This is a genomic window from Chitinophaga sp. ARDCPP14, assembly GCF_051362515.1.
Classification (GTDB): Bacteria; Bacteroidota; Bacteroidia; order Chitinophagales; family Chitinophagaceae; genus Chitinophaga.
Window position 1 is genome coordinate 647,072 of sequence record NZ_JBKIXB010000002.1, and the last position, 26,853, is coordinate 673,924.

Annotated in this window: 21 protein-coding genes and 1 tRNA gene; 9 read left to right on the plus strand and 13 right to left on the minus strand. The window is 44.0% G+C overall.

Features of this window, described 5'->3' with window-relative positions:
• Positions 1-32 precede the first annotated feature (32 nt).
• Both ACLHR0_RS07350 and ACLHR0_RS07355 read right to left on the minus strand, forming a co-directional pair.
• Positions 33-1,790 (minus strand): PspC domain-containing protein, encoded by a 1,758-nt coding sequence (locus ACLHR0_RS07350; RefSeq protein WP_436485622.1) that lies wholly within the window; start codon positions 1,788-1,790, stop codon positions 33-35.
• A gap of 35 nt (positions 1,791-1,825) precedes the next feature.
• Positions 1,826-2,164 carry a PadR family transcriptional regulator gene (locus tag ACLHR0_RS07355; protein WP_079471462.1) on the minus strand — a complete coding sequence of 113 codons (339 nt, stop codon included), beginning with the start codon at positions 2,162-2,164 and terminating at the stop codon, positions 1,826-1,828.
• 382 nt (positions 2,165-2,546) lie between these two features.
• Here ACLHR0_RS07355 and ACLHR0_RS07360 point away from each other — a divergent pair, with 382 nt between their 5' ends.
• From ACLHR0_RS07360 to ACLHR0_RS07370, 3 genes are all read left to right on the plus strand, one after another.
• On the plus strand, positions 2,547-2,840 hold the full coding sequence (locus ACLHR0_RS07360) for a hypothetical protein (RefSeq protein ID WP_370908849.1): 294 nt from the start codon (positions 2,547-2,549) through the stop codon (positions 2,838-2,840).
• Positions 2,841-3,048: 208 nt separating this feature from the next.
• Positions 3,049-4,698 (plus strand): SulP family inorganic anion transporter, encoded by a 1,650-nt coding sequence (locus ACLHR0_RS07365; RefSeq protein ID WP_436485625.1) that lies wholly within the window; start codon positions 3,049-3,051, stop codon positions 4,696-4,698.
• Positions 4,699-4,780: 82 nt separating this feature from the next.
• Complete coding sequence (locus ACLHR0_RS07370; protein ID WP_429043085.1) at positions 4,781-5,458, plus strand: carbonic anhydrase family protein; 678 nt, start codon at positions 4,781-4,783, stop codon at positions 5,456-5,458.
• A gap of 122 nt (positions 5,459-5,580) precedes the next feature.
• Here the strand turns inward: ACLHR0_RS07370 and ACLHR0_RS07375 are convergent, their stop codons facing one another.
• From ACLHR0_RS07375 to ACLHR0_RS07385, 3 genes are all read right to left on the minus strand, one after another.
• Positions 5,581-6,717, minus strand: a complete 1,137-nt coding sequence (locus tag ACLHR0_RS07375) for a methionine aminotransferase (protein ID WP_436485627.1) — start codon at positions 6,715-6,717, stop codon at positions 5,581-5,583.
• 99 nt (positions 6,718-6,816) lie between these two features.
• The gene (locus tag ACLHR0_RS07380; RefSeq protein ID WP_370908853.1) at positions 6,817-7,908 is read right to left on the minus strand and encodes a mannose-1-phosphate guanylyltransferase; all 1,092 of its coding nucleotides are present in this window, start codon (positions 7,906-7,908) and stop codon (positions 6,817-6,819) included.
• A 2-nt stretch (positions 7,909-7,910) separates the two neighbouring features.
• Complete coding sequence (locus ACLHR0_RS07385) at positions 7,911-8,885, minus strand: KpsF/GutQ family sugar-phosphate isomerase (protein ID WP_429043091.1); 975 nt, start codon at positions 8,883-8,885, stop codon at positions 7,911-7,913.
• 156 nt (positions 8,886-9,041) lie between these two features.
• Here ACLHR0_RS07385 and recQ point away from each other — a divergent pair, with 156 nt between their 5' ends.
• The 3 genes from recQ (at position 9,042) to ACLHR0_RS07400 (ending at position 12,187) form a co-directional block, all read left to right on the plus strand.
• Positions 9,042-11,243 carry a DNA helicase RecQ gene (recQ, locus tag ACLHR0_RS07390; RefSeq protein ID WP_370908855.1) on the plus strand — a complete coding sequence of 734 codons (2,202 nt, stop codon included), beginning with the start codon at positions 9,042-9,044 and terminating at the stop codon, positions 11,241-11,243.
• Between the two features lie 20 nt (positions 11,244-11,263).
• On the plus strand, positions 11,264-12,031 hold the full coding sequence (locus ACLHR0_RS07395) for a DUF3050 domain-containing protein (protein WP_436485629.1): 768 nt from the start codon (positions 11,264-11,266) through the stop codon (positions 12,029-12,031).
• A gap of 83 nt (positions 12,032-12,114) precedes the next feature.
• Positions 12,115-12,187 (plus strand) — tRNA-Phe (locus tag ACLHR0_RS07400).
• Between the two features lie 354 nt (positions 12,188-12,541).
• Here the strand turns inward: ACLHR0_RS07400 and ACLHR0_RS07405 are convergent.
• From ACLHR0_RS07405 to ACLHR0_RS07425, 5 genes are all read right to left on the minus strand, one after another.
• Positions 12,542-14,083, minus strand: a complete 1,542-nt coding sequence (locus ACLHR0_RS07405) for a Fic family protein (protein WP_436485631.1) — start codon at positions 14,081-14,083, stop codon at positions 12,542-12,544.
• Positions 14,084-14,287: 204 nt separating this feature from the next.
• On the minus strand, positions 14,288-15,442 hold the full coding sequence (locus ACLHR0_RS07410) for an epoxide hydrolase family protein (RefSeq protein WP_436485633.1): 1,155 nt from the start codon (positions 15,440-15,442) through the stop codon (positions 14,288-14,290).
• Positions 15,443-15,533: 91 nt separating this feature from the next.
• Positions 15,534-16,004, minus strand: coding sequence for a hypothetical protein (locus ACLHR0_RS07415; RefSeq protein ID WP_436485635.1), 471 nt, complete (start codon positions 16,002-16,004; stop codon positions 15,534-15,536).
• Between the two features lie 127 nt (positions 16,005-16,131).
• On the minus strand, positions 16,132-16,932 hold the full coding sequence (locus ACLHR0_RS07420) for a lipid II flippase Amj family protein (RefSeq protein ID WP_429043106.1): 801 nt from the start codon (positions 16,930-16,932) through the stop codon (positions 16,132-16,134).
• A 35-nt stretch (positions 16,933-16,967) separates the two neighbouring features.
• Entirely contained in the window at positions 16,968-19,373 is a 2,406-nt protein-coding gene (locus ACLHR0_RS07425) for an ABC transporter permease (RefSeq protein WP_436485637.1), read from the minus strand.
• 229 nt (positions 19,374-19,602) lie between these two features.
• On the opposite strand from ACLHR0_RS07425, the gene ACLHR0_RS07430 reads away from it, so the two are divergent.
• From ACLHR0_RS07430 to cls, 3 genes are all read left to right on the plus strand, one after another.
• On the plus strand, positions 19,603-21,750 hold the full coding sequence (locus ACLHR0_RS07430) for an alpha-galactosidase (RefSeq protein WP_436485639.1): 2,148 nt from the start codon (positions 19,603-19,605) through the stop codon (positions 21,748-21,750).
• Between the two features lie 184 nt (positions 21,751-21,934).
• The gene (locus ACLHR0_RS07435; RefSeq protein WP_436485640.1) at positions 21,935-22,819 is read left to right on the plus strand and encodes a carotenoid biosynthesis protein; all 885 of its coding nucleotides are present in this window, start codon (positions 21,935-21,937) and stop codon (positions 22,817-22,819) included.
• A 26-nt stretch (positions 22,820-22,845) separates the two neighbouring features.
• Positions 22,846-24,324, plus strand: a complete 1,479-nt coding sequence (cls, locus tag ACLHR0_RS07440) for a cardiolipin synthase (protein WP_429043117.1) — start codon at positions 22,846-22,848, stop codon at positions 24,322-24,324.
• 3 nt (positions 24,325-24,327) lie between these two features.
• Here the strand turns inward: cls and ACLHR0_RS07445 are convergent, their stop codons facing one another.
• From ACLHR0_RS07445 to ACLHR0_RS07455, 3 genes are all read right to left on the minus strand, one after another.
• Positions 24,328-24,741, minus strand: coding sequence for a hypothetical protein (locus ACLHR0_RS07445; protein WP_436485642.1), 414 nt, complete (start codon positions 24,739-24,741; stop codon positions 24,328-24,330).
• 109 nt (positions 24,742-24,850) lie between these two features.
• Positions 24,851-26,212, minus strand: a complete 1,362-nt coding sequence (locus ACLHR0_RS07450) for an outer membrane beta-barrel protein (RefSeq protein ID WP_436485644.1) — start codon at positions 26,210-26,212, stop codon at positions 24,851-24,853.
• Complete coding sequence (locus ACLHR0_RS07455) at positions 26,205-26,792, minus strand: RNA polymerase sigma factor (protein ID WP_370908866.1); 588 nt, start codon at positions 26,790-26,792, stop codon at positions 26,205-26,207. The genes ACLHR0_RS07450 and ACLHR0_RS07455 overlap by 8 nt, the downstream gene beginning before the upstream one ends.
• Positions 26,793-26,853 lie beyond the last annotated feature (61 nt).

A 26,853-nucleotide genomic window follows, 5' to 3' on the forward strand; every position in this document is an offset into this window, starting at 1 on the left:
TTATCTTTTTAAAAATTAATTATTTATATAGATTAACTGTGAAACATGTTAATGAGGGAATAAGCCAGGAAAGATACATCGCCTTCGATGGGCTGGTTCTTTTTCACCGCTTTAACTGCATTTTCAGCGGCGGGTCCCTTGTAACGGTAGCCTTCATTGGAAGAGTCGGTATTCGCCTTTTCCGGCGCCGGTTTCTTTTCGTTGACGTCGTCGGTACCATCGGGTGTCATTTTCAGGTTCAATGGTCCGGGCTGGTCATTATCGAAATCGTTATCCCAGTCGCCATTGTCGTTACGGTCGTACCGGCTAAAGTCATAGTTACGGTATACTTCGCGGTCTATTTCAATATTCTTTCCTACCGGTACTTTAATGGTTACTGTAATACGCTGACCGCGGTACTTGGAGTGCGGCGGCAGGGAAAACCCTTCCGGCAGGTACAATACAGAGTCCTGTTGGTTCAGGTGGAACGCTATATCATGAGCCAGCATTTTTGCCTGTTGAACGGTACGGCCCCTGGAAAAGCGGGATACATCTACCGAGAAACTGTCGGTCGGGCTTTTTTCAACCCTTATCCGGATGTAGTTAATCAACACGGTATCGTCTGCGATCAGTAAGTGATCATCAAAGAAACTGATGTCGTCGCCATTGATTTCAGACAGGATACCAGGCGTTCTTTTCAGTATCAGCTTGCCTTTCGATGGCTGTTGAATGGCTATTGCTTCCGTTTCTGTTGCCGGTCTTCTGAAATCTTTTACAAAGGACGTAGCAATGATGGCGGCGAAAGTCAGTCCAAGTAACCAGAGGAAGGTTAAGGTATAACCTGCATAGCGGTTGCCTTCTTTTACACCGGTGAGTTTACGGATGATGAATATAACCAGTGCAACAATCGGGATGCCTATGAGCAATCCAACTGCAGGCCATAACAATGCGCTTTGCACCGGAGCGCCGAGTAACAGATCCTTGATGGGAAAAAGGGCCGCGGAAGTGGCTGCAATGGCTATTCCTGCCACTATCAGGCAGATCAGCATCACTACAGCGAAGAAGTAAAAGAACCCTTTGGTAACAGCTACCAACACTTTACCTAATCCACTTGCCAGGCTCACAAAAAAGCGTTCGATATCACTACCTACCTGCTTGCCGCGGCCCTGAGAAAAATTTCGGATATCATCTCCTACATTTTTCACCTGGCCTTTCATATGATTTAATTCTTCCTGGATGGTGGACTTGATAGTGTTCAGATCCACCTTCTCTCCTCTCATTTCCAGCTTTTCCGCTGCCGTGTCGGCAGACGGAGTTGCTATCCAGAGGATGAAGTATACAAGGATACCGGTACCAAAGCCACCGATCGCCAACAGGGCGAATATGATACGGAAGATCACCGGATCGATATTGAAATAAGCGCCTAACCCGCTACATACGCCACTTAGCACCTTATTTTCCGGATCGCGGTACAGGCGTTTGCGTGGGCGGGGAATATATCCTGCAAACGGATCGTCTTCCTTTGTTTGTTGAGTGCTTTCGCCGGCAGCGTCGTCGAATTGCTCTGGTGTACCCATGGAAGCTTTTACTGCAATTACATCTTCATCAGTAATACAATGAGCGCCTTTTTTCAATTTATCCTGGAATATTTCAGCAATGCGGCTTTCAATATCAGACACGATTTCATCCCCGCCTTCCTCTTTCGAGAAATATTTTTTCAGGCTCCCGAGATACTGATTCAGTATCTCATACGCGCTATCCTCGATGGGGATAAGGCGGCCTGAAAGGTTTATGTTGATTATCTTTTTCATTACCAGTTGATTTTAGGTTTTAGGTTAGTCTTCCTTTACAGGGGTGTACTATTTTGTGTTAATTGATGCACCGCATTGGCCAGTTCGTTCCAGGTACTTTCCAGTTCTTTATAAAAGGTTTCCCCTTTATCTGTCATGGAAAAATACTTCCGTGGGGGGCCTGAGCTGCTTTCTACCCAGCGGTAAGTGAGTAATTCCGCATTTTTTAATCTTGTTAATAAAGGATAAAGAGTGCCCTCCAGGATATCCAGCTTTGCTTCCTTCATCTTTTCGATGATATCTGAAGGGTAAGCTTCTCCTTGCTTAATGACGGACAATATGCAAAACTCCAGCACTCCCTTCCTCATCTGCGATTGTGTGTTATCAATGTTCATGGCAAGTGAGCTTTAATGTTTTTTTCTAATGGTGGTTTCTGATCAGTTATTAAAGTGTTTGATAGCTATTCTTTCAACTTTACGATACAAAAATAGGAAACTTTTACTACTATGCAATACACAATACCATAGAAAGCAAAATAACTTGTTTAGAACGTTACCCGGCAAAGCCTATAAAACGCAATACAGCTGCGGATCTTACAGAAAAATCAGGCTATAACACCGGCTGCAGGATAATGATGACCGGTTTTCAGCCGGGATAAACGGAAAGGAACAGTTGGGGCCGCCTTTTTATGTTAAAATCCTTTAACATTATTTTAATTGGGATTTTTTACCATTTATGGTTAACCTCTATTACATTTGCATTAAGCGTATTATACACATGAAGAAATTAATCGGCATATTCCTGCTGGCACTGATGGTGTCACAACTGCTTCCGATCAAGGAAGTAGGGAAGCTGTTATTTAATAACCAGATTGTGGAAGAACACCCGGTTGATTGTGGTGGTGATCATATAAAGATTGCGAAAGAGCTGAAATTTTGTAAACAGTTTGACGAGATTCAGTTTAACCCATTACTCATTCTTGGTATTTTACAATATCATTTAATGGAAGATATTCCCAGCAACCCTGCTCAGGAAATACACGCCCCTCCTCCCAATACGCACATCGCGTAATTTCGTTTTGCAGTTGTCATTACAACAGCTGTTTTTCTATTTTATTTATTACTGATTTTTTCAAACACTGCCCGCGCTACGTGTATCCATTAAGGCGATACCTGTATGTAGCCGTTAACGGGGTGTACTATTACATCATTGTAGCTTCCACGGTTGCAGCATTGGCTGCTATCCGGAAGTGTGATCCCTCAACGGAAAAGCAAATTTTATGAACAAGCAAATATCAATATTCTCCAATATAAAAGGCGATTTTTCAGCCGGCCTTGTTGTTTTCCTCATTGCGGTGCCATTGTGCCTGGGAATCGCCCTGGCCTCAGGAGCGCCCTTGTTTGCCGGTATGATTTCCGGTATCATCGGTGGCCTGGTAATCGGCTTTTTAAGCGGCTCGCAATTGAGTGTAAGTGGTCCTGCAGCAGGTCTTACCGCTGTTGTACTGGTGGCTATCACCAAACTTGGCGCCTTCGATGTATTCCTCCTGAGCGTGGTAATAGGCGGCGCCATCCAGCTTATACTGGGATTAATCAAAGCAGGGACGGTAGCCAACTACTTCCCTTCCAATGTAATCACAGGTATGCTTACCGCTATTGGTATCATCATTATCCTGAAACAGTTACCGCACGCATTTGGCTATGATGCCGATTCGGAAGGTGATTTCAACTTTATTCAGGTAGATGGCGAAAATACTTTCAGTGCCCTGCTTTCCACGATTAACCACATTAATCTTGGCGCAACATTGATCACCATTATCTCCATTCTCATTATTCTGTACTGGAGCAAGATCCCGAAGCTCAATGTAGTGCCAGCGCCACTGGTAGCAGTAATTACCGGCATATTGCTGAATACAGCATTTTCCGGCAGTGAGCTGCTGGCACTGGGATCTAATCACCTGGTAACTTTACCGGTAGCCGGTAGTTTTGGTGATTTCGTGAACCAGTTCACGCTCCCGAATTTCAGCGCCATCACTAACAAAGATGTTTGGATTACCGGCGCTACTATAGCAATAGTAGCTTCCGTGGAAACCCTGCTGAATGTGGAAGCCACCGAAAAACTGGATCCTCTGAAACGCCATACTTCTCCTAACCGGGAATTGAAAGCACAAGGTATTGGTAACATGATCAGTGGCTTAATTGGCGGTTTACCAATCACCTCTGTAATTGTACGCTCCAGCGCTAATATCAATGCCGGTGGTAAAACCAAACTGGCAACAATGACGCATGGTGCATTATTACTGGTTTGTACGGCCCTGATCCCTGCATTATTAAATAAAATTCCGCTGGCTACCCTGGCGGCAGTATTGCTGGTAACTGGTTACAAATTGTGCAAAATTTCCATTTTCAAGGAAATGTTCAAAAATGGTAAGTACCAATGGGTGCCTTTTGTTGTAACCGTATTAGCCATCGTGTTTACCGATCTGCTGGTAGGTATTGCATTGGGTATGATTGTAAGTGTGCTCGCCATTTTACGTGGTAATATGAAAAGCTCTTACTATTTCCGCAAGGAAAAATACCACAGTGGCGACAGCATCCGCCTGGAACTGGCACAGGAAGTTTCTTTCCTGAACAAGGCCAGCATCCTGCTTACGCTGGATCATATGCCTGAAAATATTACACTGGTGATTGATGCACACAAAACTGCTTATATCGATTTTGATGTATTGCAGACCATCCGCGAATTCAAAGACATCAAAGCGCCACAAAAAAACATCAAAGTAATCCTGACGGGATTTAAATCCGTGTACAACATTCAAAATACACCAGACCTTTCTGTTGAAGAACAGTCGAGGCTGAATTCCCCGCAGGTACACACTATTTCTTCCGGTAACCATAAAGAGTTACTGAAAGAGCTGCAGTTAAATTAAAGGCAGGTACACCTTTAATGTAAAAACGTAACGGAAACCATGCTTACATCCGTTCATTTTTCAATTTCAAAAAATGACAATTATGAAGACATTGAATAAAATATCTCAAGCCAATATATCTCCTAAAAAAGCACTGGAATTGCTGCAGGCCGGTAACACCCGGTTTGTGGAAAACCTTCGCCTGAACCGCAACCTGCTGCAAATGGTGAACGATACTTCCGACGGACAATGGCCCATGGCGGCTATCGTTAGCTGTATGGACTCCCGTACCTCTGCAGAGCTGATCTTTGATCAGGGATTGGGCGACATCTTCAGTATCCGTTTAGCCGGCGCCGTTATTTCCGATAATGTACTGGGCAGCCTCGAATATGCCTGTAAGGTAGCTGGCTCCAAATTCATCGTGGTGTTGGGCCATACGAAATGCGGCGCGATCAAGGGTGCCTGCGATTCCATTGAAATGGGTAACCTCACCGGGCTGTTAAACAAAATAGCCCCGGCTGTATTTGCAGAGAAAACTATTAAACAGGACCGCAACTCCCATAACGGCGAATTTGTGGAAGCGGTAAACGCGATCCATGTACAACGCTCTGTGCAGGCCATTATGGAACAAAGCAACATTCTCCGTGAAATGATCCAGAAAGGAGAAGTCGGTATTATAGGCGCGATTTACGACGTAGAAACCGGGATCGTAAGCTTTATGGAGCAAACGCTGATCCTGGAAAATAACATACCGGAAGGAGCAACAGCAGTAGCTGTTTAAGCTGTCCGCCTTTTATAGAAGAGAATAAATTTGCTTTTTCATAAAAAGAGGGAGACTCTGATAACACGTTAGATCAATTATTTAAAGGCATTGATCTGGCTGTTATCAGCGGTCTCCTTTTTTTATATCTGTTGCAACCGCGCGGCAGCCTGTTCCAGCGTAGCCTGTTTCTTCGCAAAACAAAACCGGATGACATGATCATCTTTTCCGTCCTGGTAAAACGCAGACACGGGGATCACCGCCACACCAAATTCTTTGGTCATACGGATCGCAAAATCCTTATCCCCTTCATCTGATATCCGGTCGTATTTCATCAGCTGGAAATAGCTTCCCTGGCTGGCCAGCGGGGTAAAACGGGTACCTTTCATTAACTCAAGGAAATAGTCTCTTTTCTGCTGGTAAAACGCCGGTAACTCCAGGTAATGAGATGGCGTTTCCAGGAATTTTGCCAGTCCGTACTGCATGGGGGTATTTACAGAAAAACAAAGGTATTGGTGCACCTTCCGGTACTCCTTCATCAGGTGCTCCGGCGCTACACAATAGCCCATTTTCCAGCCGGTATTATGAAACACTTTTCCAAAAGAGAAGGTAACAAAGCTATTCCTGAAAATAGCGGGATAACGCAATACGCTGTGATGCTGTGCGCCGTCGAAAACCAGGTGTTCATATACTTCGTCTGATAATACGATCAGGTTAAACTCATCCACCAGTTTTTCCAGTTCCTGCATATCATTTTCCTGTAAGATGCTCCCTGTTGGATTATGCGGGGTGTTCAGCATAATCATCCTGGTGTGGGGTGTGATTTTACTTCTTACTTCGTCCCAGTTGATCCGGTAGCCCGGAAACGAAAGGGAAATGAGCACGGGCACTCCCCCGTTTACCAATACATTGGGAATATAGCTGTCGTAGGCCGGTTCAAAAATGATCACTTCATCACCCGGATGTATACACGTAGCAATGGCCGTAAAAATAGCATAGGTGCCCCCGGGTGTAATGGTAATTTCCGAATCGGGATGTACCTGCTGCTGGTAAAGACTACTGATTTTTGTGGCAATAGCATTACGCAACTGCGGAAGGCCCGGCATAGGGGCATATTGGTTATGCCCTTGCTGCATGGCTTCATTTACCATAGCTTTCAGTTCATCACTGCAATCGTAATCGGGAAATCCCTGGGAGAGGTTAATTGCCTGGTGGGAAGCCGCCAGTGCGGACATGACGGTAAATATGGTGGTGCCTACGTTGGGCAGTTTTGAGATCATTGCCGGATTTTTTGATATTGAAATTCAGACATCTGCTGGTGAGAAAGTCTTTTCAGCCACTAAATATCTGAATTTCAATATCAAAAATCACAAAAATATTTACAGGAACTTCTCGCCTTTGTTGCGCTTGATTTCCCCTACATATTCTTTGATCTGTTGTTCATTTTCTTTTTTGCAGATGAGCAGTACATCGTTTGTATCGATTACGATGAACTCATCCAGGCCCTGTAACAGCACCAGTTTATCGTTAGGTACTTTCACCATGCATTTGGTAGCGTCTATCACCACCACGTTTTTACCCTGCACTGCATTGCCGAGGTAATCCTTTTCGAGGTTCTCATAGGCGGAAGCCCAGGTACCCAGATCACTCCATCCGAAATTGGCGGGGATCACATATACGTTGCTGGCTTTTTCCATGATACCGTAATCGATAGAGATATTGGTACACTGCGGATATACTTTCTCCATTACCTCTTTTTCCTGGGGGGTATTGAGTGCGGGTGTAGCCTGTTCAAACAGTTCATCTATCTCCGGAAGATATTGTTTAAAAGCTGCCAGGATAGTTTTTACATTCCATACAAAGATGCCGGCGTTCCAGAGGAAATCACCGCTTTGCAGGAACGTTTTGGCCAGTTCCAGGTTGGGCTTTTCTGTGAAGGTTTTCACCTGGTATACGTTATCCGCCACGTGTTGTGGTTCAAACTGGATATAGCCGTAACCGGTATCCGGGCGGGTAGGTTTGATTCCCAGTGTAACCAGGGCGCTGTTTTTCTGCACAAACAGCAGTGCATTTAAACAGGAATTGGTAAACGCCGGTCCATCCATGATCAGGTGATCTGCCGGGGCACAAATAATGTTGGCCAGCGGGTCCTGTTTATGGATTTTATGGGAAATGTAAGCAACACAGGGAGCTGTATTTTTACGGGATGGTTCGCTCACAATATTGGCTGTGGGCAACTCCGGCAACTGATCACTCACCTTGCTGTTATATTGATGGTGGGTTACCACGAATATATTTTCCTTTGGGATGAACTGCGCGAAGCGTTCATAAGTCCATTGGAGCAGGGTTTTTCCTGTGTTCAGGATATCCAGGAACTGCTTGGGATTGTCTGTGCGGCTATGGGGCCAGAACCGGCTGCCTATTCCCCCTGCCATTATTGCCACGTAAAAATGGCTGTTCAGCTGTGTCATTTCTAAATAATTCCTTCTCTGATTAAATCATGTAAGTGAATAATACCTTGATACCGTTCACCGTCCATTACCAGCAGTTGGGTAATATCGTGCTGGCGCATCATCTCTAAAGCGTTGATGGCCAGTTGATCCTGCTGGATCATTTTCGGGTGAAGCGACATTATATCTTTTGCCGTTACAGCTGCTGTAGGAACATCTTTCTCCAGCATTCTGCGCAGGTCGCCATCTGTAATGATACCCTGAAGTAATCCATTTTCATCCACTACGGCAGTAACACCCAGCATTTTGGATGAAATTTCCACAATCACCTCTCTCAATGAGCTGTTTGCTGATACCTGCGGGGCTTTGTGCTGTTTGCTGAGATCCCCGACCTTAAGGTACAATTTCTTTCCTAAAGCGCCTCCGGGATGGAACTTGGCAAAATCTGCAGCAGTAAATCCGTGCCATTCTATCAGGCAAACGGCCAGGGCGTCTCCCATCACCAGCTGTGCCGCCGTACTGGTAGTGGGCGCCAGGTTATTTGGGCAGGCTTCCTTACTAACCGTGGTATTAAGTACAAAATCGGCTTCCTGGGCTAAAAACGAGCTTGTATTCCCCACCATGGCAATTAAAGTGTTGCCAAAGTTCTTCACCAGGGGAACAAGCACCTTTATTTCGGCGGAAGTACCGCTTTTGGAGATGCACATTACCACATCTTCCTCGCGGATCATGCCCAGATCTCCGTGGATGGCATCTGCTGCATGCATGAAAAGGGCCGGCGTACCGGTAGAATTAAATGTAGCCACTATTTTCTGGGCAATAATGGCGCTTTTACCAATGCCTGTCACCACCAGTCTCCCCTGGCATTGAGCGATCTTTTCAACAACTCTTTCAAAATCTGCATCTATAAAATGCTGCAAATCATTAATAGCTGATGCCTCCATCGCAATTGTGCGCCTGGCTACCTGTCCTATATTGATAGTTTGATTCCTTTTCATGTCGATTTACAAATTTATCATTTTTTAACCAGCACTGGAGCGGTCAAGTAATTTATATTGATACTCCGCGCTTTTTTAAGTAACTTCGTGTCCCCTAAAAAACATATAAATATATTTCGTCATTTGTTGGTTCTTTAGAGTTAAAATTTGAATGCAATGGCTGTTGTTAAGGAACGTTTGATGGATGCATTACGCGAACACTTCGGGTTCGATTCCTTTAAGGGAAATCAGGAAAAAATTATAAATAGCATCCTCTCAGGCAAAGATACTTTTGTGATAATGCCAACCGGCGGAGGTAAATCATTATGCTATCAACTACCGGCGCTGATGAGGCCGGGTTGTGCGCTAATCGTTTCACCCCTTATTGCGCTGATGAAAAACCAGGTAGACCTGGTTAGAGGCTATAGCAGTAAGGACAATGTGGCACATTTTCTAAACTCCACCTTATCCAAGGCGCAGATCAAGAAAGTGCGGGCCGACCTGACGGCGGGAAAAACCAAGCTGCTCTATGTAGCTCCGGAAACCCTCACCAAACAGGAAAACCTCGATTTCTTCAAGGAACTGGAAATCTCTTTTATTGCAGTAGATGAGGCACACTGTATTTCTGAATGGGGGCATGACTTCCGGCCGGAATACCGCCGCCTGAAGGAAATGATCGACCAGATCAGCGATAACCTGCCCATTATTGCCCTGACCGCTACTGCTACCCCGAAGGTGCAAAGCGACATCGTAAAGAACCTGTGTCTGAACAAGGCCAATATCTTTATTTCTTCCTTTAACCGCCCAAACCTGTATTACGAAATCAGGCCCAAACGCAAAAAGGATCAAACCATCAAGGATATTGTTAAGTTCATTCATCAGCATAAAGGCAAAAGCGGTATCATTTACACGCTGAACCGTAAAACCACCGAGGAACTGGCGGATATGCTGGTAGCCAACGGCGTTAAAGCGGTAGCCTACCATGCCGGCCTGGACCCTACTACCCGGGCACAACGCCAGGATATGTTCCTGCATGAAGATACTGAGGTAATTGTAGCCACCATTGCATTCGGAATGGGAATCGACAAGCCCGACGTACGGTTCGTGATCCACTACAACATTCCTAAAAGCCTGGAAAACTACTACCAGGAAACCGGCCGTGCCGGCAGGGACGGACTGGAAGGACATTGTATCTGCTACTACTCCCATAAGGATGTGCAGAAACTCGAACACCTTATGCGCGATAAGTCGCTCAGCGAACGTGAAATGGGCGCACAGCTCATTAACGAAACCGTTGCATACGCCGAAAGCGCCGTATGCCGCCGCCGGGTTATCCTTCACTACTTCGGAGAACATTACGAAACGGAGAATTGCGGCCAGTGCGATAACTGCCGTAACCCGAAAGAAAAAATAGAAGTCAGAAACCGCGTGGTGATCATGCTGAAAGCCATCCGCTCCCTCGAAGAGCGCTTTGGCAGCGAATATGTGATCAATATCATCACCGGGAAAACCAGCCCCCAGATCAGCACCTACCGTCATGATAAACTGGAGGTGTTTGGAGAAGGAAAAGAATTTGACGCGCACTTCTGGAACTCCCTGATGCGCCAGATGATGCTGGAAGGACTGATAGAAAAAGATATTGAGGAATACGGCCTGCTTAAAGTAACCGATAAGGGCGCCAAATTCCTCAAAAAGCCCTACTCCATCATGGTTGCACTGAATCACCAGTTTGATGAAGACACCCTGGATGAGGAAGAGGAAGCCGCCGCGGAAGCACAGGCATCTGCAGACCCCGCATTGTTTGAAATGCTGAAGGAACTGCGCAAGAAAGTATCCAAGGAAAAGAACCTTCCCCCGTTTGTTATTTTCCTGGAAACTTCCCTGGAAGATATGGCCACCCAATACCCTACTACCGTTCAGGAACTGGAAAAAATCCAGGGCGTGAGCAAAGGGAAAGCTGTTCGCTACGGCAAACAGTTCCTGGATGTAATCACCAAATACGTAGAGGAAAATAATATCACCAAGCCGGACGATTTCGTTATGAAAAGCGTGGTGAATAAAAGCGGGATGAAAGTATTTATTATCCAGAATATCGATAAGAAAATACCGCTCGAAACCATTGCTAAAAATAAGGAACTCTCCCTCTCCCAGTTACTCGACGAAATGGAAACCATTGTTGCCAGTGGTACCAAACTGAACATCGATTACTGCCTGGATGAAGAACTGGATGATTATGCACAGGATGAAATCATGGAGTATTTCAAAGGCTGCGAAACCTCCAGTCTCGCCCTGGCCAGGGAAGAACTGATTGAAAATGATTATTCGCTGGAGCAACTGAAGCTGATGCGTATAAAATTCCTGGTGGTATACGGCAACTAGTCCGGCTATAAGTACAACTGATGAGCATTAAACAAATACAGGAAACGATTGCTTCCGGGAGGGAGAAAGTAGTATCACACCCGTTATACGCGGAGCTGCAAACATTGGATGATGTTCGCACTTTTATGCAGTATCATGTATATGCTGTATGGGACTTCATGTCTTTATTGAAAGGACTGCAGCAACAACTTACCTGTGTAAATGTACCATGGATACCCGTGGGCAATGCCGCTACCCGTTACCTGATCAATGAAATTGTTACCGGGGAAGAAAGCGACGTGGATAAAGAAGGTAACCGCTGCAGCCATTTTGAACTGTATGAACGCGCCATGCAACAGGCTGGCGCCGATACCAGCCCGATAGAGGCGATTATAGCTGATATAAAGGCTGGAAAGCCTATTGAAAGGGTGCTGGCCACCGCCGACCTTCCTGAGGCCATAAAGGGTTTTCTTAGCTTTACATTTGAAGTGATTGCTACCGGTAAGGCACATATTATGGCAGCGGTGTTCACCTTTGGCAGGGAAGACCTGATTCCCGACATGTTCCTCGCACTGGTAAAAGACCTCGATCAGAAGTTTCCGGGCAAGCTGGATACCTTCATTTATTACCTGGAAAGACACATAGAAGTAGACGGTGACCACCATAGTCAACTGGCCATGCAAATGGTCAATGAATTATGTGGCACGGACAAAAATAAATGGGATGAAGCTGCTGAATACGCCCGCCAGTCGCTGTATTGGCGGCATGAACTTTGGAGCAGTATTCTCAATGAAAAAGTGATTTCGTAAAATTTTCTCAAAAAAATTTTGCAATTCGAAAGAATGTATTACTTTTGCAATCCCCTCACGAGAGAGGGCAATAAAAAACGGATGGTGCGGTAGCTCAGTTGGTAGAGCAAAGGACTGAAAATCCTTGTGTCGCCGGTTCGATCCCGGCTCACACCACAGAAGCGGGAACATTACTGTAAAAGGTTTTGTTCCCGTTTTTCATTTCCCCTAAAAGCCGTACCAGGCCCGTCATTTGGCGGAATACTTCATTCACCCGCGGGGTTCGACACTGTTCATTTTCCTATTATATAGAATTGGGGTAAAAAAAATTAAACCTTATTGGTTTTGCTATCTACTAATAAGTCTGGCAGACTTTTTTTACGACTTTTAAATAATGGAACATTGGATGTATGAATAATCTTCCGGCACTATAATACTGCGCCATATTAATGGAGAAGAATCTTTCAGGCTTATATGTAACTGGAACGCTTTACTTTTCATAGTGTAAGCAATTATAAACGGTAGACATCTTTATTGGAATATTTCCTGGTATTTATTTTCGATTTCAATAACCTCTTTATCTGTCAAAGCTTCGAACTCTTTTGCTCTCGCTCTTTCAGATAGTTGTCCTCTTCCTTGTTCCAGAAAACGGACAAGCAAAGCAACTGTTTTATCTGGCATTTCAAAGTAGTTGTCCAGATAATCTTTCATAAGATCATACTTTTCGAGATAATCAACTTCTTCAGGAATGGTTTGCTCGATGGTTTGCTGAACGCAACTATATAAAAACTCCACCTGCTTGGTTGCATCAAAATACCGGTAAAAATCAATTGTATCATTCAGTACTTCAACGTTATTATTTTCAGTGGGTTTCCATTCCACCAAATTAAGACGCGGCCTTGAAAAACCCTCTAACACCCGGCGGTACTCATCCAATCGCTCCAAAATGATGGCAGAAACAGGAAAGATTATTCCTTTTGAAATATATTCTTTTCTTAAAAGCACATGATGGATCAGGTACCGGTGAATCCTACCGTTTCCATCCGCGAAGGGATGTATAAATACAAATCCAAAAGCAATCAATGCTGCAGCTAATACGGCATCAAAGGAACCATCCTTTTCCAATTTTTGGTTGGCAGCGATCCAACCATCTATTAATGCATCAAGGTCCTGCCATTTGGCTGAAATATGATCTGGAATGGGTGTCCCATGTCGTCTGTCATGTTCACCAATAAACCCTTCGTGATCGCGGAATCCCATCTTGGTGAATCGCGGGTTATCTATTACTATCTGTTGTAACCGGATTAGTTCGTCTTTCGAGATTGGTGTTTGACCTGCCTGACCGATAGCCCGTCCCCAACGCTGTGCCCGGTTCTGCGGTGGTCTTTCTCCTTCAATGGCATAAGACGCTTTTGAATCTTTTAATAACAAAAAAGCCGATGTTCTCGCCATAACATCCGGGTGAATTTTTCCGATGATCCTTTTTATCTGTTGGGATAAATCAAGACTGATATATTGCTCTAATAAAGCAGTCTTTCTGATCATAGGACAAAAATCTTTAACGCCGGGAAGGTTATTTCTTATCCGATGCCTTTTAGAAGTCTCCAGTCTATCACGACAAGCATATTGAATGTCTTCATCAACCAGGTTAATATAATTACCAGCTATCAGATCAGGAATTTCCAGTTGAAAACCCATCAACCACTCGTACAAGAACCATATTTTCCTGCTGTATTGGCCCGTTGGTTCATTGCTGATCACCTTACTAATCTCTTCTGCATCCAGCTTTTCAAATAATTTTTTTAGTAGCCCAAGTTCAATTCCTTCATACTTTAATGCAAAAGTCAGGTGCCCCATGAGAGTATCTTCAGGCATATGTCTGGGTGTAAAAACAATCCATTCTTCCGTTTTGTATTGCTTGTGCTTTTGGCTTATAAGAGCCAGGATATCAGGAAGCGGAGCCTGTAAATTATAGGCCTTTAATATCGCCCCATATCCTACTAAATAACCTTTTTCAGGCGAAGTTCTCTCCTGAAATACCGTTATTAATTGTGAAAAGCTGTTAATTCCCATCTTATTTCATGAAATATAGTTATATCTAATTTATGAAAATTATTTAGAAAACATGAAATGTGATTAAAAATTAAGGCTATTTGTGAAAACTAGTTATTTGATATATCTAATATATTCACAAATTTCTGAGTGAATGGCTCACTCATATGAAAAGCCCAACTTGTATTCCGGGTAATCTTTAATATCTCATTCGCTCCCACTTATTCACCGCAAGCTTACCCCACTCAATGATTTTGCAAATTTTCGAACATCCCCTGCAAATAGATCTGGTTGTTCCATTGCCGTAAAGTGTCCTCCCCTGGGCATTTCAGTCCATTGCTGCACATTAAAGAGTCGTTCCGCGAATTCCCTGGGAGCCGGTACAACGTCTTGGGGGAATATAGCCACGCCCGTAGGAACTTCCACTTTCTTAATTTCCATACTTTTTTCCTCCTGTTGTATTGAAACGGCCGCCTCATAATAGAGGCGCATTGCTGAAGTTATTGTTTGCGTAGCCCAGTATATAGTAAGATTCGTAAGTAATTCATCTTTGGTAAAAGTATTTTCAAGCTTGCCATCACAACCACTCCAACTAAAGAACTTTTCTATCAGCCATGCAGCAAGCCCCACAGGCGAATCATTCAATCCATATGCCAGCGATTGCGGCTTCGTAGATTGTATTACGGCGTAACCTCCTTCGGTTTGACTCCATTGCTGACCGGTTTGCACGTATTTCTTTTCAGATGCCGTCAACGCATCCGGGGAGATAGAGAACAGATGACGCCAGGGGATATCGGTAAGATGAATACCTTTAAGAATTTGAGAATTATTAACCGCAATTTGCTCCGCTATGGTGCTACCCCAATCCCCACCATGCACTATAAAGGAGGAATAACCCAACTCCTCTGTCATCAATTTTGCAAACAAGGATGCTATGTGTTTTGGATTCATACCCGGCGATGTCGGAATATCCGAAAAACCATAGCCTGGTATGGATGGAACAACCACATCAAAGGAAAACCCATCATCAGGAGCAACCAACAGCGGAATTGCTTTCAGGAACCGCATAAACGAATCCGGGTAACCATGTATCAACAAAAGAGGCACGCTTGTTTTGCCTTTGCCTTTTTCATGGATAAAATGAATCCCTTCGTTGTCGATAGCAGTTCTAAAATGCGAAAACGAATTAAGGAAGGCTTCATTCTTTTTCCAATCGAAGTTATGCAACCAATAATAGCATAACTCTTTCAAATATGTTGTGTTTGTGCCCGTTTTCCAGTTGTCGTTGTTAATGTCATTGGTCCAGCGTGTCATCGCCAGGCGGTGACGTAAATCGTCGAGTAGAGATACGTCGATGTTTATAACATAAGGCTGTTTCATAATTTCTGTTTATCCTCTCCCAACAAAAATTGTGACACCTTGAATTGGCTGATTCCGATTTATCAGATGAATGCCCAAATAGAACGTTTCATCATTGCCCTTCTATGTTAACGGTTATTCCAAGTATTCGTCCTATGGCCTCTTTCACCTCCTCCGCCCGCTCATTAAACCGCAACCCCGATTGTGTCACCAATCTTTCAAATGTATGAATACTTCCATTTTTTACCAGCTGCTGCAGTTGCAACATACTCTCCGGGCTTATCACTTTTTTATCATACCAGCTCGAATATAAAACAAGGTAGTGAACCTCAAAAGCAGACTGGTTAAAATAAGACACGATTTGCCCGATGTCAAATGCGCTGTTATCTATTACCAGGCTGAGGCTAAAAAGAAAAGAGGTATCCGATACTGCATGATACTCTATAACCGATTTAATGCGGCTGAGCTGGTCGTCTGACCGGCAGTACGGGTCCGGAGTATTTACGACAATAAATTTCTCCTTCCACAAAGCATCCAGTTTTATGGGTTGTTTGAAGAGATAAAACCGCTTTCGCTGAAACAAGTTTTGTATCGTTCTTGTTTTGCCTGAATGAGGATCACCAACAATGACAAATAATTTTCGTGGGTTAAAATTCATTCTCAAAAAAACACGGAAAACATCAAAAAAATGTTAACCAATTGTGAACGGACTATACTTTTTCTGCCAGCCAGGCAATCAATTGCGCACAGGGGAAAAGTAACAGCTGTGCAAGTACCGTTCCGGCAATACGGGCAATTACCATATAGGCAACAAATCTTCTGAAAGCGCCCTGTGAAAGCTTCCCTAATACCACATCATCCGTGAGTATAGATAAATGCGGATCAATAAACAATACCATCAGCACCGTGGCCATACCGTTTATAACACCCGATAAATTACTGGCTGTTGTTCTGTATTCTGGATTCAGATATGCAGCATACACACACGATAAAACCGAAATTGTTATTACTGCGCTGGCCAATACATTGTAGATAAAAATACGCCAGGGCATATCCCTGTTAGCAGGCAATTCCAGGAATTGCTCTTTTGTGGGCATCCGCATGCTCTCTTTCATGAACTGCATACCGGCGCCGGATAAGCCAACATAAAATAACCTGGGAATAGATTTATGTACACTAAAATGCACCACTGCCTTAGACAATAACCGCTGAAAAGTTGGGATCAACAGTGCGCCAATTATAGCGCCAATAGTACACGACAGAATAATATACCTGAATATCTCCATATTGGAGGAAAGCCCCTGTTTCAGGTCCCGTTCTACCGTTTTGGCCAGTAACGGCGCCTGCAACGTATTGGCGGTGCGGGATAAAAGAGCAAGGATATTAAATAAAGAAAAGGTAATGGCAATTCTACCGGTTTTTACACCTACCAGTCTTACAGCATAAGACAACGTAGTTATCCCGTTAATAAACATCGTAAGGATAAGCACAATAATAATCTGAGTGGCCATTTTAGTAATCCTTTAAAGGATTACTAAAATAATCATTATTCCGTTCTCAGGCTCTTTACCGGGTTAATAGCCGCTAACCGGTGAGTCATCCACACAATGATCACCCCTACCAGTATTGCCAGGGTTAAGCCCACAATCAGGAAAGGCAATACCCCAATGTTGATCCGGTAGGCATAGTCCATCAGCCAGCCATGTAAGAGATACCACGATAATGGCCAGGCAATGATATTGGACACAACAATGATTCCTGAAAACTCTTTTATAAAAAGCAGGAGGACGTGTAAGCCCGATGCACCGAGTACTTTTCTTATTCCCATCTCTTTATTCCTCTTTGCAATACTCATAGTAACAATTCCCAGCACCCCCAGCAACACAATCATCAGTGATACTGCAGTGGCAGCCTTTGCAGCCTTCCGCATTTGTGTTTCCGTATCGTATAACTGCGCTATACTATCATCCAAAAATTTGAAATCAAAAGGAGCATCCGGGAAAACCTGCTGCCATTTTCGTTGCAATGCAGCCACTTGCGTCGCCGTATTTCCAGGATTAAAGCGGAACGATAAATAGCGGTATATATTTATTCCCCGTACCGGCTGAAAATAAACCGGGCCTATGGCATCATGCAGACTTCCAAAATGAAAATCCCGGGTAACACCACTCACATACAGCACCTGGTTAAAATTATGCAACCGCAGCGGCTTATTGATGGCTTCTTCCGCACTCCTCCAACCTAATGCCTTTACCGCCGCTTCATTAATAATAATTTTGGCAGCATCTTCCGGGGCGCCATTATAAAAGCTTCCTGCATCCAGTTTGATATCGTAAGTGGCGAGGTAGCGCTCATCTGTAATAAGTGACACCGCCGAAACAGCAGTACTGGAATCATTTTCCGGCCTGTAAATCCTGCTGGCGCCACTGGCTGCCCCGTCGGGGATCACATAGGCAAAGGTGGCATCTTTTATTTCCGGCATTGCCCGGAACTCCTCCCTCATTCGTTCCATATGTGCTACTCCCGCTATGGTCCAGTCGCGCGGCACGGCAACAGTCACCAACTTTTCCTTATTATACCCAAGGTCTGAATTGAAAAAGAAAGCCACTTGCCGGTCTATTACAATCGCAGCAATAAATACCACGATGGCTGTCACAAATTGTACGGTTACAAGCGACCGCCTGAATAATAATTTCTCCTTTACATCCTTTAACTTCCCTTTCAATGCGGTTACAGAAGGTTGCGCAGATAATACAAACGCAGGATAAATACCTGCCAGTAAGCCGGTAAACAGGATTACCAACAATGGTAACACGGCAAACCAGGCAGGAAAAGAAGATAACGCTGGAATGTCTTTCCCGATCAGTTCTCCAAACCAAGGTCTTACTATAAAATACAAACCCAGCGATACAATAAAAGAAAAAGTAACGACTAACACCGACTCGGTAATAAACTGAAGTATTAACTGCAGCCGCTTTCCTCCCATCGCCTTTCGTACGCCTATCTCCTTTAATCTTGTTAAAGAATTACCGATAGAAATATTGACAAAATTTATAATCGCCATCAGCAGGATAAACAATGCCACTAATGAAAATACGGTGATCATTTTTCTCGCCAGCCCTTTATTCATAAGGAGGTACCAGTGCTTCAAAGATACCGGCGTTACCTCCAGCGTACGTTGAATTTCTGCGTCCGTATTGGTAGCCAATAATGTTTTTATTGGCCCCTGGAGCTGGTCAGCAGTAACACCCGGTTTTAGCATTACATAGCCCACAATATAGGGCGATAACCAGCTGTTAAATCCAAACTCCCTTCCAAAATAACGTATGCTGGCGGGTGAAAGAAATATTTCATTTCCGGGTTTAAAAAAGTTGGTGATGGTATTAAAAGGAAGATCTTTTATTACAGCTGTTACTTCAAAATTATCATTCCTTCCATCGAAGGATTGTATCCTTACTAACTTCCCTACCACATCTGTTTTGCCAAAATACTGCTTTGCTTTCTTCTCCGTAAGCACCACCGCATTTGGCTTATCCATTGCGGTGTGCGGATCACCATAGGCAACCGGAAAATTAAACATCTCAAAAAAAGTTGAATCCCCTGGCTGTGCCCCTTCCCTGAAATGCTTATCTCCCACTGAAATAACAACATTGATTCCATCGTGGGCATAAGCTTTTTCCACCAGCGAGGGATAATTATCCTGCAGTGCCTTGGTTAGTGGTCCTAATGTTGTTAACTCTGTTCCTGTTTCCGGATTTGCCCATTTGCTTCTCAGTAGAAAAATGCGGTCACTATTCTTCACAAAGTGGTTTACCTGGTATTCTCCCCAGGCATATGCACCGATCAACAATACAAATGTGATCCCGATAGCTAATCCCCAGATATTCACGATAGCAAAAAAACGGTTCTTCGCCATATTTCTCCAGGCAATCAGAAAGTAGTTCTTTATCATAAACAAATGAATAGTGGTTTGTTCTTCCCGCGAAAAAAATGCCGCACCCCAACGTATTGATGATCAATAACCTTATAAAAGATTTTTGTCCGGTACCGGACAACTTTTGTTCACTTTTGTACGGGCACATCCTGACCGGAATAGTACCTGTCTCCCGTAAATTACCATATACATCCTTTCTTTTTATTTGTATTTTGTACACTTATTCCTCGTTAGTAAATATTAAAACATGAGAACACTGTTTTGCATAAGCTTTCTATTGTTAACCCACTGGGTATCTGCACAGGAAAAAAATATCCGCATTGCTACCCGCAACATTAGCCTGGTATACAGCATTAACCCGGAAGGCCGGTTAATACAACAATACTTCGGACAACAGTTACAGCCCGATATGGCGGATACCCTTGCAAAAGGGAAACAGGAGGCCTATATAACCGCCGGCATGGAAAGCCTGCTGGACCCGGCTATCCGCATCGTTCACAACGACGGAAATCCTTCCCTGGAGCTAAAATATGATACCCATACATCCGCAAAAACCAGCGATGACATCATTGCAACTACCATTACACTTAAAGATCCCGTATACCCGGTAACCGTTATCCTCCACTTTGAAGCGTACTATAAAGAAGATATTATCAAAGCATGGACGGAAGTAAAGCACAACGAGAAAAAACCGGTACAGCTAACAGCCTACGCCTCCTCCATGTTGCACCTGAAAGCAGATAAATACTGGTTAACGCAATTCCACGGCGATTGGGCAAAGGAAGCTGATATGCAGGAACAATATCTTACCACCGGGATGAAAATCCTCGACAGCAAACTGGGCGTAAGGGCTAATATGCTGCAATCGCCCCTGTTCCTGCTGTCATTAAATCATCCTGCTGAAGAAGAGAATGGAGAAGTATTGGCCGGAACATTAGCCTGGACAGGAAATTTTAAGTTTGGATTTGAGGTAGATGAACACAACTCACTCCACATTAATTCCGGTATTAATCCTTACGCAAGCGACTATACGCTAAAACCAAACGAAGTTTTCACCACGCCGGCATTCATCTTCACCCTGTCGGCCAAAGGCACAGGACAAGCCAGCAGAAACTTTCATCACTGGGCACTCAACTACGGCATCCTTGATGGACATTCCCCACGTTTAACCCTGCTCAATAACTGGGAAGCAACCGGCATGGACTTCAACGAACAACGGCTGACCGGTCTTTTCAGCGGGGCCAAAAAACTGGGGGTCGATCTGTTCCTACTCGACGACGGCTGGTTTGCCAATAAATTTCCACGCAATGCAGACAACGCAGGCCTGGGCGACTGGGAACACAACACCACCAAACTTCCGCATGGATTGGGCTACCTCGTACAGGAAGCAGAAAAACAAAACATAAAGTTCGGTATATGGCTGGAACCGGAAATGGTAAATCCAAAAAGTGAGTTGTATACAAAGCATCCCGACTGGATACTTCGCCTGCCAAACCGCGCTGAAAACTATTACCGCAACCAGATGGTGCTGGATCTTACCAACCCTACAGTACAGGATTTCGTGTATGGTGTAGTAGATAAAACCATGTCGGAAAACCCGGGCATCGCTTATATCAAATGGGATTGTAACCGGATGCTAACCAATACCTATTCTCCCTACCTGAAAGAAAAGCAGTCGCACCTTTTTATCGATTATACCCGTAGCTTATACAAAGTGCTCGACAGGGTAAGAGCGAAATATCCTCACCTGCCAATCATGCTTTGCTCCGGTGGCGGCGGCCGAACAGATTATGGCGCCATGAAATACTTCACCGAATTCTGGCCCAGTGACAATACCGACGGACTGGAAAGAATTTATATCCAGTACGGATACTCACACTTCTTCCCGGCCAATACAATGGCCGCACATATCACCAACTGGGGCAGCCAATCCCTGAAATTCCGTACCGATGTAGCCATGATGGGCAAACTGGGATACGATATCAAAGTGGACGATTTTACAGAGAAAGAATTACAGTTCAGTCGTGATGCAGTAACTACGTATAAGCGTATCAGTGATATTGTGTGGTATGGCAATCTTTACCGGCTTATTTCTCCCTATAAGGAAAACAGGGCGGTATTCCAGTATACCAGCGATGATCAGCAAAAAAGTATTGTTTTCAGCTACCTGATGAACATTGCAAAAAACGACGTATTTACACTCGTAAAACTGCAGGGACTGGATCCTCAGAAACGTTACCGCATCAACGAAATAAACCTGTTCCCGGGAACACATTCTTCCTATCATTTTGATAGGCTCTATAGCGGCGATTTCCTGATGAAAGAAGGCATTCAGCTGGTACCTGGCAATGGCAGATCACTAAGCAGCAACATCCTTGAAATAACAGCCGAATAAAGTACCGTATATTTAAATGGCCTGTTTCCGGTAACGATGGAAACAGGCCATTTTCTTTTGAAAGAAAATGAATCGCAGGTGATTTATTATCTTCAATACTTCAAACTACAGGGATATGCTTCCTTTCGCCAATATGCCTTATGGTAATGCCCCTGGATACTGCTTTCCGCTAACGGAGATCTGTATGTATATCCTTTTGCTTATTTGCGGCTGGCACGCCCTGAAAAAAGGAACCGCACATATGGCGTGGTTACTGGGGGCACTGTGTTTCGGGTTGTTGCTGGAATATGTAAATGTAGCCACCAGCAGCGGCTATGTGTACGGGCAATTCTGGCTCATGTTGGGCAAGGCGCCGCATAATATTCCGTTTTGTATTGGCTGTGGTTGGGCGGTCATTATTTATTCGTCGCGTTTATTTACAGATAACTTTGGGTTGCCGTTATGGGCGGCAGCGGCGCTGGACAGCCTGCTGGCATTGAACATCGATGCAAGTATGGATGTGGTAGCCTATCGCCTGCATATGTGGCACTGGGATTGGGTGGGCAGGGGCTATCCTTCGGAAACGCTTACCGGTCAATGGTTCGGCGTGCCATACGCTAATTTCTATGGCTGGTTGCTGGTGGTATTTTTCTATTCCCTCTTTGGCCGGCTGCTGGAAAAAGTAGCCGTCACCCGGGTATGGAAGGCATTGCTGCCTTTACTTTCCATTCTCCTTTCACAGGCTGCCCTGTGGATATCCTTATTTCCATTGGCCGATTTACTGAAACAGGCATTTGGCATCAGCAGTATGCATCGGCTCATTGCCTTGATAATACTACTGTCGTTAATGGTAGCAACGGGTTTTGCCAGGAGAAATAGCACCAGTGCCCATTACTTTCCGCTGGCCGCATGGATTGTTCCGTTATGGTTCCACGTGTATTTCCTGGCCTGGTTATTCCTGGGTGGGTTCTCCCGCGAAAATAGCTGGATGACGGCTTTCTCGCTGCTAAATGCAACGATTGGTATATTGATACACGTACCCATGTTGATAAAAAAGCAGCCTGTAACTATTTTAACGGAAACATGTTAATATTAATACTTAAATAATTTTTACTGGTGAAAACACTGATCGGTTATCTAACAGGTGCAGAATGGCATATTTACATCAAAATAGGCAGTATCGTCTTACTGATCCTTATTTTCATCGGATTGATTGCTACCATTCTGCTTGAAAACCGCAACCCGGTAAAGGCTATCGGTTACATCCTGGTGCTGGTATTTATTCCCGTTGTTGGTTTAATTGTTTACTACTACCTGGGACGAGACCTGCGTAAAAGAAGGCGGTTTACGCTGAAAGGCAGTAAAGATGAAGTATTGTTTTCGAGGTACTGGGAGTCACAGAAACCACTGATAGAACAAATGCAGGTAGAACTCCGGCGGCTGGCAGGAAATAAACAGGAGATTTCAGCCATGCTGCTTAATACGCGGCAGTCTATCCTCAGCAAAAATAACAGGGTACAACTACTGATCAACGGAGAAGAAAAGTTCCCGGTGGTTTTCAGCGCACTGCGTGCTGCGAAACATCATATCCATATAGAGTACTACATGATTGCAGATGATGATGTGGGAAATGAAGTAACCAACATCCTGATCGAAAAATTAAACCAGGGTGTACAGGTACGTTTTCTGTACGACGATATGGGCAGCGACCGGATCGGGGATATTCCTGAAAGGTTAAAAGCACATGGCGCCAGTGTATACCCTTTTTCTCCTGTGCTTGTAGATTTTTATCTGAACGCCAATTACAGAAATCACCGGAAAATTATCGTGGTAGATGGCAAGGTCGGCTTTGTGGGCGGCATCAATCTCGATGAACGGTACATCAACAATGGCAAGCATCCTACTTTCTGGCGGGATACCCATCTGAAAATTGAAGGCGATGCGGTAAACATACTGCAGCTGCAGTTTCTGATGAGTTACCGTTATTGCAGTAAAGAAGTATTTCCTTTTGCAGAACCGTTCTTTGGCCGGTCAGATTTAACGGGTACCTGCTTTGTAGATATCGTTGCCAGCGGGCCCGATTCAGAATGGCCTGTTGCCATGCAGAGTATTCTTATGGCTATTAATATTGCCAAGAGAAGAATCAGGATCTCTAATCCCTATTTTATTCCTACTGAAGAGCTGCTCACCGCGCTGCAAATGGCGGCGCTGGCGGGGAAAGATGTACAGCTGATGCTGCCGTTAAAAGGCGATTCCTACATTGTACAACATGCCGCCCTCTCCTATCTGAAACCTTTGCTGGCGGCAGGTATCAAAATATATTTTTACACGCGTGGTTTTATTCACGCGAAAACGATGGTGATAGATGATAATCTCGCCTGGGTAAGTTCCGTTAATTTCGACAACCGCAGCTTTTATCTGAATTGTGAAATAGGTGCTTTGATCTATGATACAGAGGTGGCTACCCGGCTGAATAAGGTGTTTGAAGAAGACCTTTTATATTCAGTTCCTGTTCAGGAAACCCGCTGGAACAGGCGCAATATTCTAAAGCGGTTTATGGACGCTGTTTGTCGCCTCCTTACACCGCTATTATAAGCCCTAATCCTTGTCTTCATCCAGGTTGAGGAACTCACCGTTATCTTCTTCCAGATCTTCGTGTCTGTCGCCTCCTATGCTGTAAATATTGTTTTCCTCATCCTCCTCTCCGATAGCTTCTGCTTCATCGTCGAGTTCAGCACCGGGAATATCAAGGTCATCTCCCACTTTATCCTGGCGCCAGGTTTCTTCCTGTTCATTATTTTCCCTGGACTTCTTTTTATCAGGCGATAATTCACTGTTTCTACGGAAAGAGCCGGTTACCTCGTTAATATCCAGGTCTACTTCTTTATCCCGGTTCTTTTTGTTCATGATATCTTCGCTGGCAGGGTATTCGGGGTATCCAGGAAACTGATCATCTTCATTTTTAGATAGTTGTTGATCTTCCTTTCCGGTTTTATTCTTTTTGTTGCTCATAATCAAATCTTTTATTGAGTAGGAAAGCAGAAAATGCCGTGCCACATAAAGCAGCAGGCATTGTATCAGGATGATAACAACGCAGCAGAATGATTGTTTACAGGATGGATCAGCGTTTTTTTCCTACCAGGTTTAACTGTACTGATAAGCCGGCAGAGTACAGTTTCACCTGTCCCAATCCGACCCCATGCAGGGGAATTTTTGCATATGGCTGTAGCCCAACAATTAACCTTCTTCCGGCAGGGTGCTGGTAAAGGGCGCCAACATTCAGTATGGCAAGATAATGCTGGTTTTCATTATCTACCGTTCTTTCCTTTTCGGGAGAATACTTGTATACATATTCATACTTTTCTTTCAGCATAAAATAGTTAGAGATACCGAGTGTGGCACTCACCGTATTATTTTTTACCTGTAAGAATGTATAGTTGATATTCACTGGTATATCGAGTACATCACAATTCGCATTTACCTTAACAACAGGATCCCACGGATTATTGTAAAGATTTTTATAATCACCGTTTGTAGCGCCATATAGCTTCTTACTGTATACAACTCCACTTGTAACAAACCAGTGCTGGCTAAAATAATAATGCGCCAGCACACCAGCGTTAAAGCCGACGTTTCCATATTTAAAAGAGGGCGCAACGTTCAGATCTGGTCCGAAAGTTACTCCTATATACAATCCTTTTGAGTTGATCTTCCGACGTACGGGTTTTTTATCCTGATCCGGCTGTAACTTAGTATCTACGGGTATTTCAACAGGTCTTCCTATTTTCGTATATACGTTAAAGTTATTACTGTTCTTTGTTTTCAGCAGATCAAAAGCGGTGTGATTAATTGTTGGGGGTACACCTTTATCATTTCCTGTTTCTTTTCCTGCATCTGCAGTAATATCTGGTGTAGTTGTTTTTTCCGGTATATCCTGACCTGTTGTTTTATTTGCCTTCGGCAGATAGGTGTTTGTCTGCGAAAAGGTTTGCTGACGGCCGGTGTTTACGGCTGTTGTATTTGTTTTTGGCAGATGGATTCCTGACGGGGAAATCGTTTGCTGTTGGGCGGAATTTTCTGTCGTAGTATTTGTTTTTGGCAGCTGTTTACCTGATGATAAGTCGCTGTTTTGCTGCGTTTTTGTTGCTGTTGACGTAATTGTTCTTGTTCCGGGCAGTTGTACTGCACTGCTATCCGGCGTGGCAATACGCTGTCCGTCTGTTGTGATGGTATGCTGTTGCTGATCCTGTGAAGAAACTATTGTTGCACGTGAAACCGCTTTATCCGTTGCTGATGGTTGCATGATCCACCAGCCTAAGCCACCCAGCACAGGCAATAACAACAGCCACCACCAGCCTGCTGGTCGTTTCTTATTATTTCCTGCATCAAGCTTCGATTCCATTTTTTTCCATGCATCCTGGTCAAAAGGAATATCAGCTTCATTCAGCTTATTACGGATACTATTTTCAAACGCGTCATTCATTTTTGTATAAGGGCATATTTATGTCTATTCCATCAGCAGTGCTCATGGATGCTTTAATAATTCTTTCTTTCAGTATTTTCTTTGCTTTAAATAGATTCGATTTGGAAGTTCCTTCTGAGATTCGCAACATACCTGCTATTTCCTGGTGCTGGAAGCCTTCCATTATATACAGGTTGAAAACAGTTCTGTAAGCCGGAGGCAAAGCCTGTACATGTTTCAGCAATTCATCATAGGATAGTTTGTCAATAATTTTTTCATCCGTTCCTGGTTCCGGTACCTGGTTGATATCATCAGTAAAAACCAGTTTCTTTTTACCTCTTAAAAAATCGATGGCGGTATTCACCATAATTCTGGCCAGCCATGTTTTAAAAGGCCGGGAGGTATCGAATGTTTCAATGTGTTGGAATATTTTAAGAAATCCGTCGTTCATAATTTCAACTGCCTCATCTCTGTTCTGTGCATATCGCAAACAAATGCTGAGTCCATACCCGAAAAAGTTCCGGTATAACGCTTCCTGACTGCTGCGTTCTTTTCTGCAGCAACCGGCAATCACTTCATTAATATTATTCAGCTCATGCACAAAAATATTCTTACCTGCTTTTGGTATTAGGTGCTGTTATTTTTTTGTCAGGGAATAATTG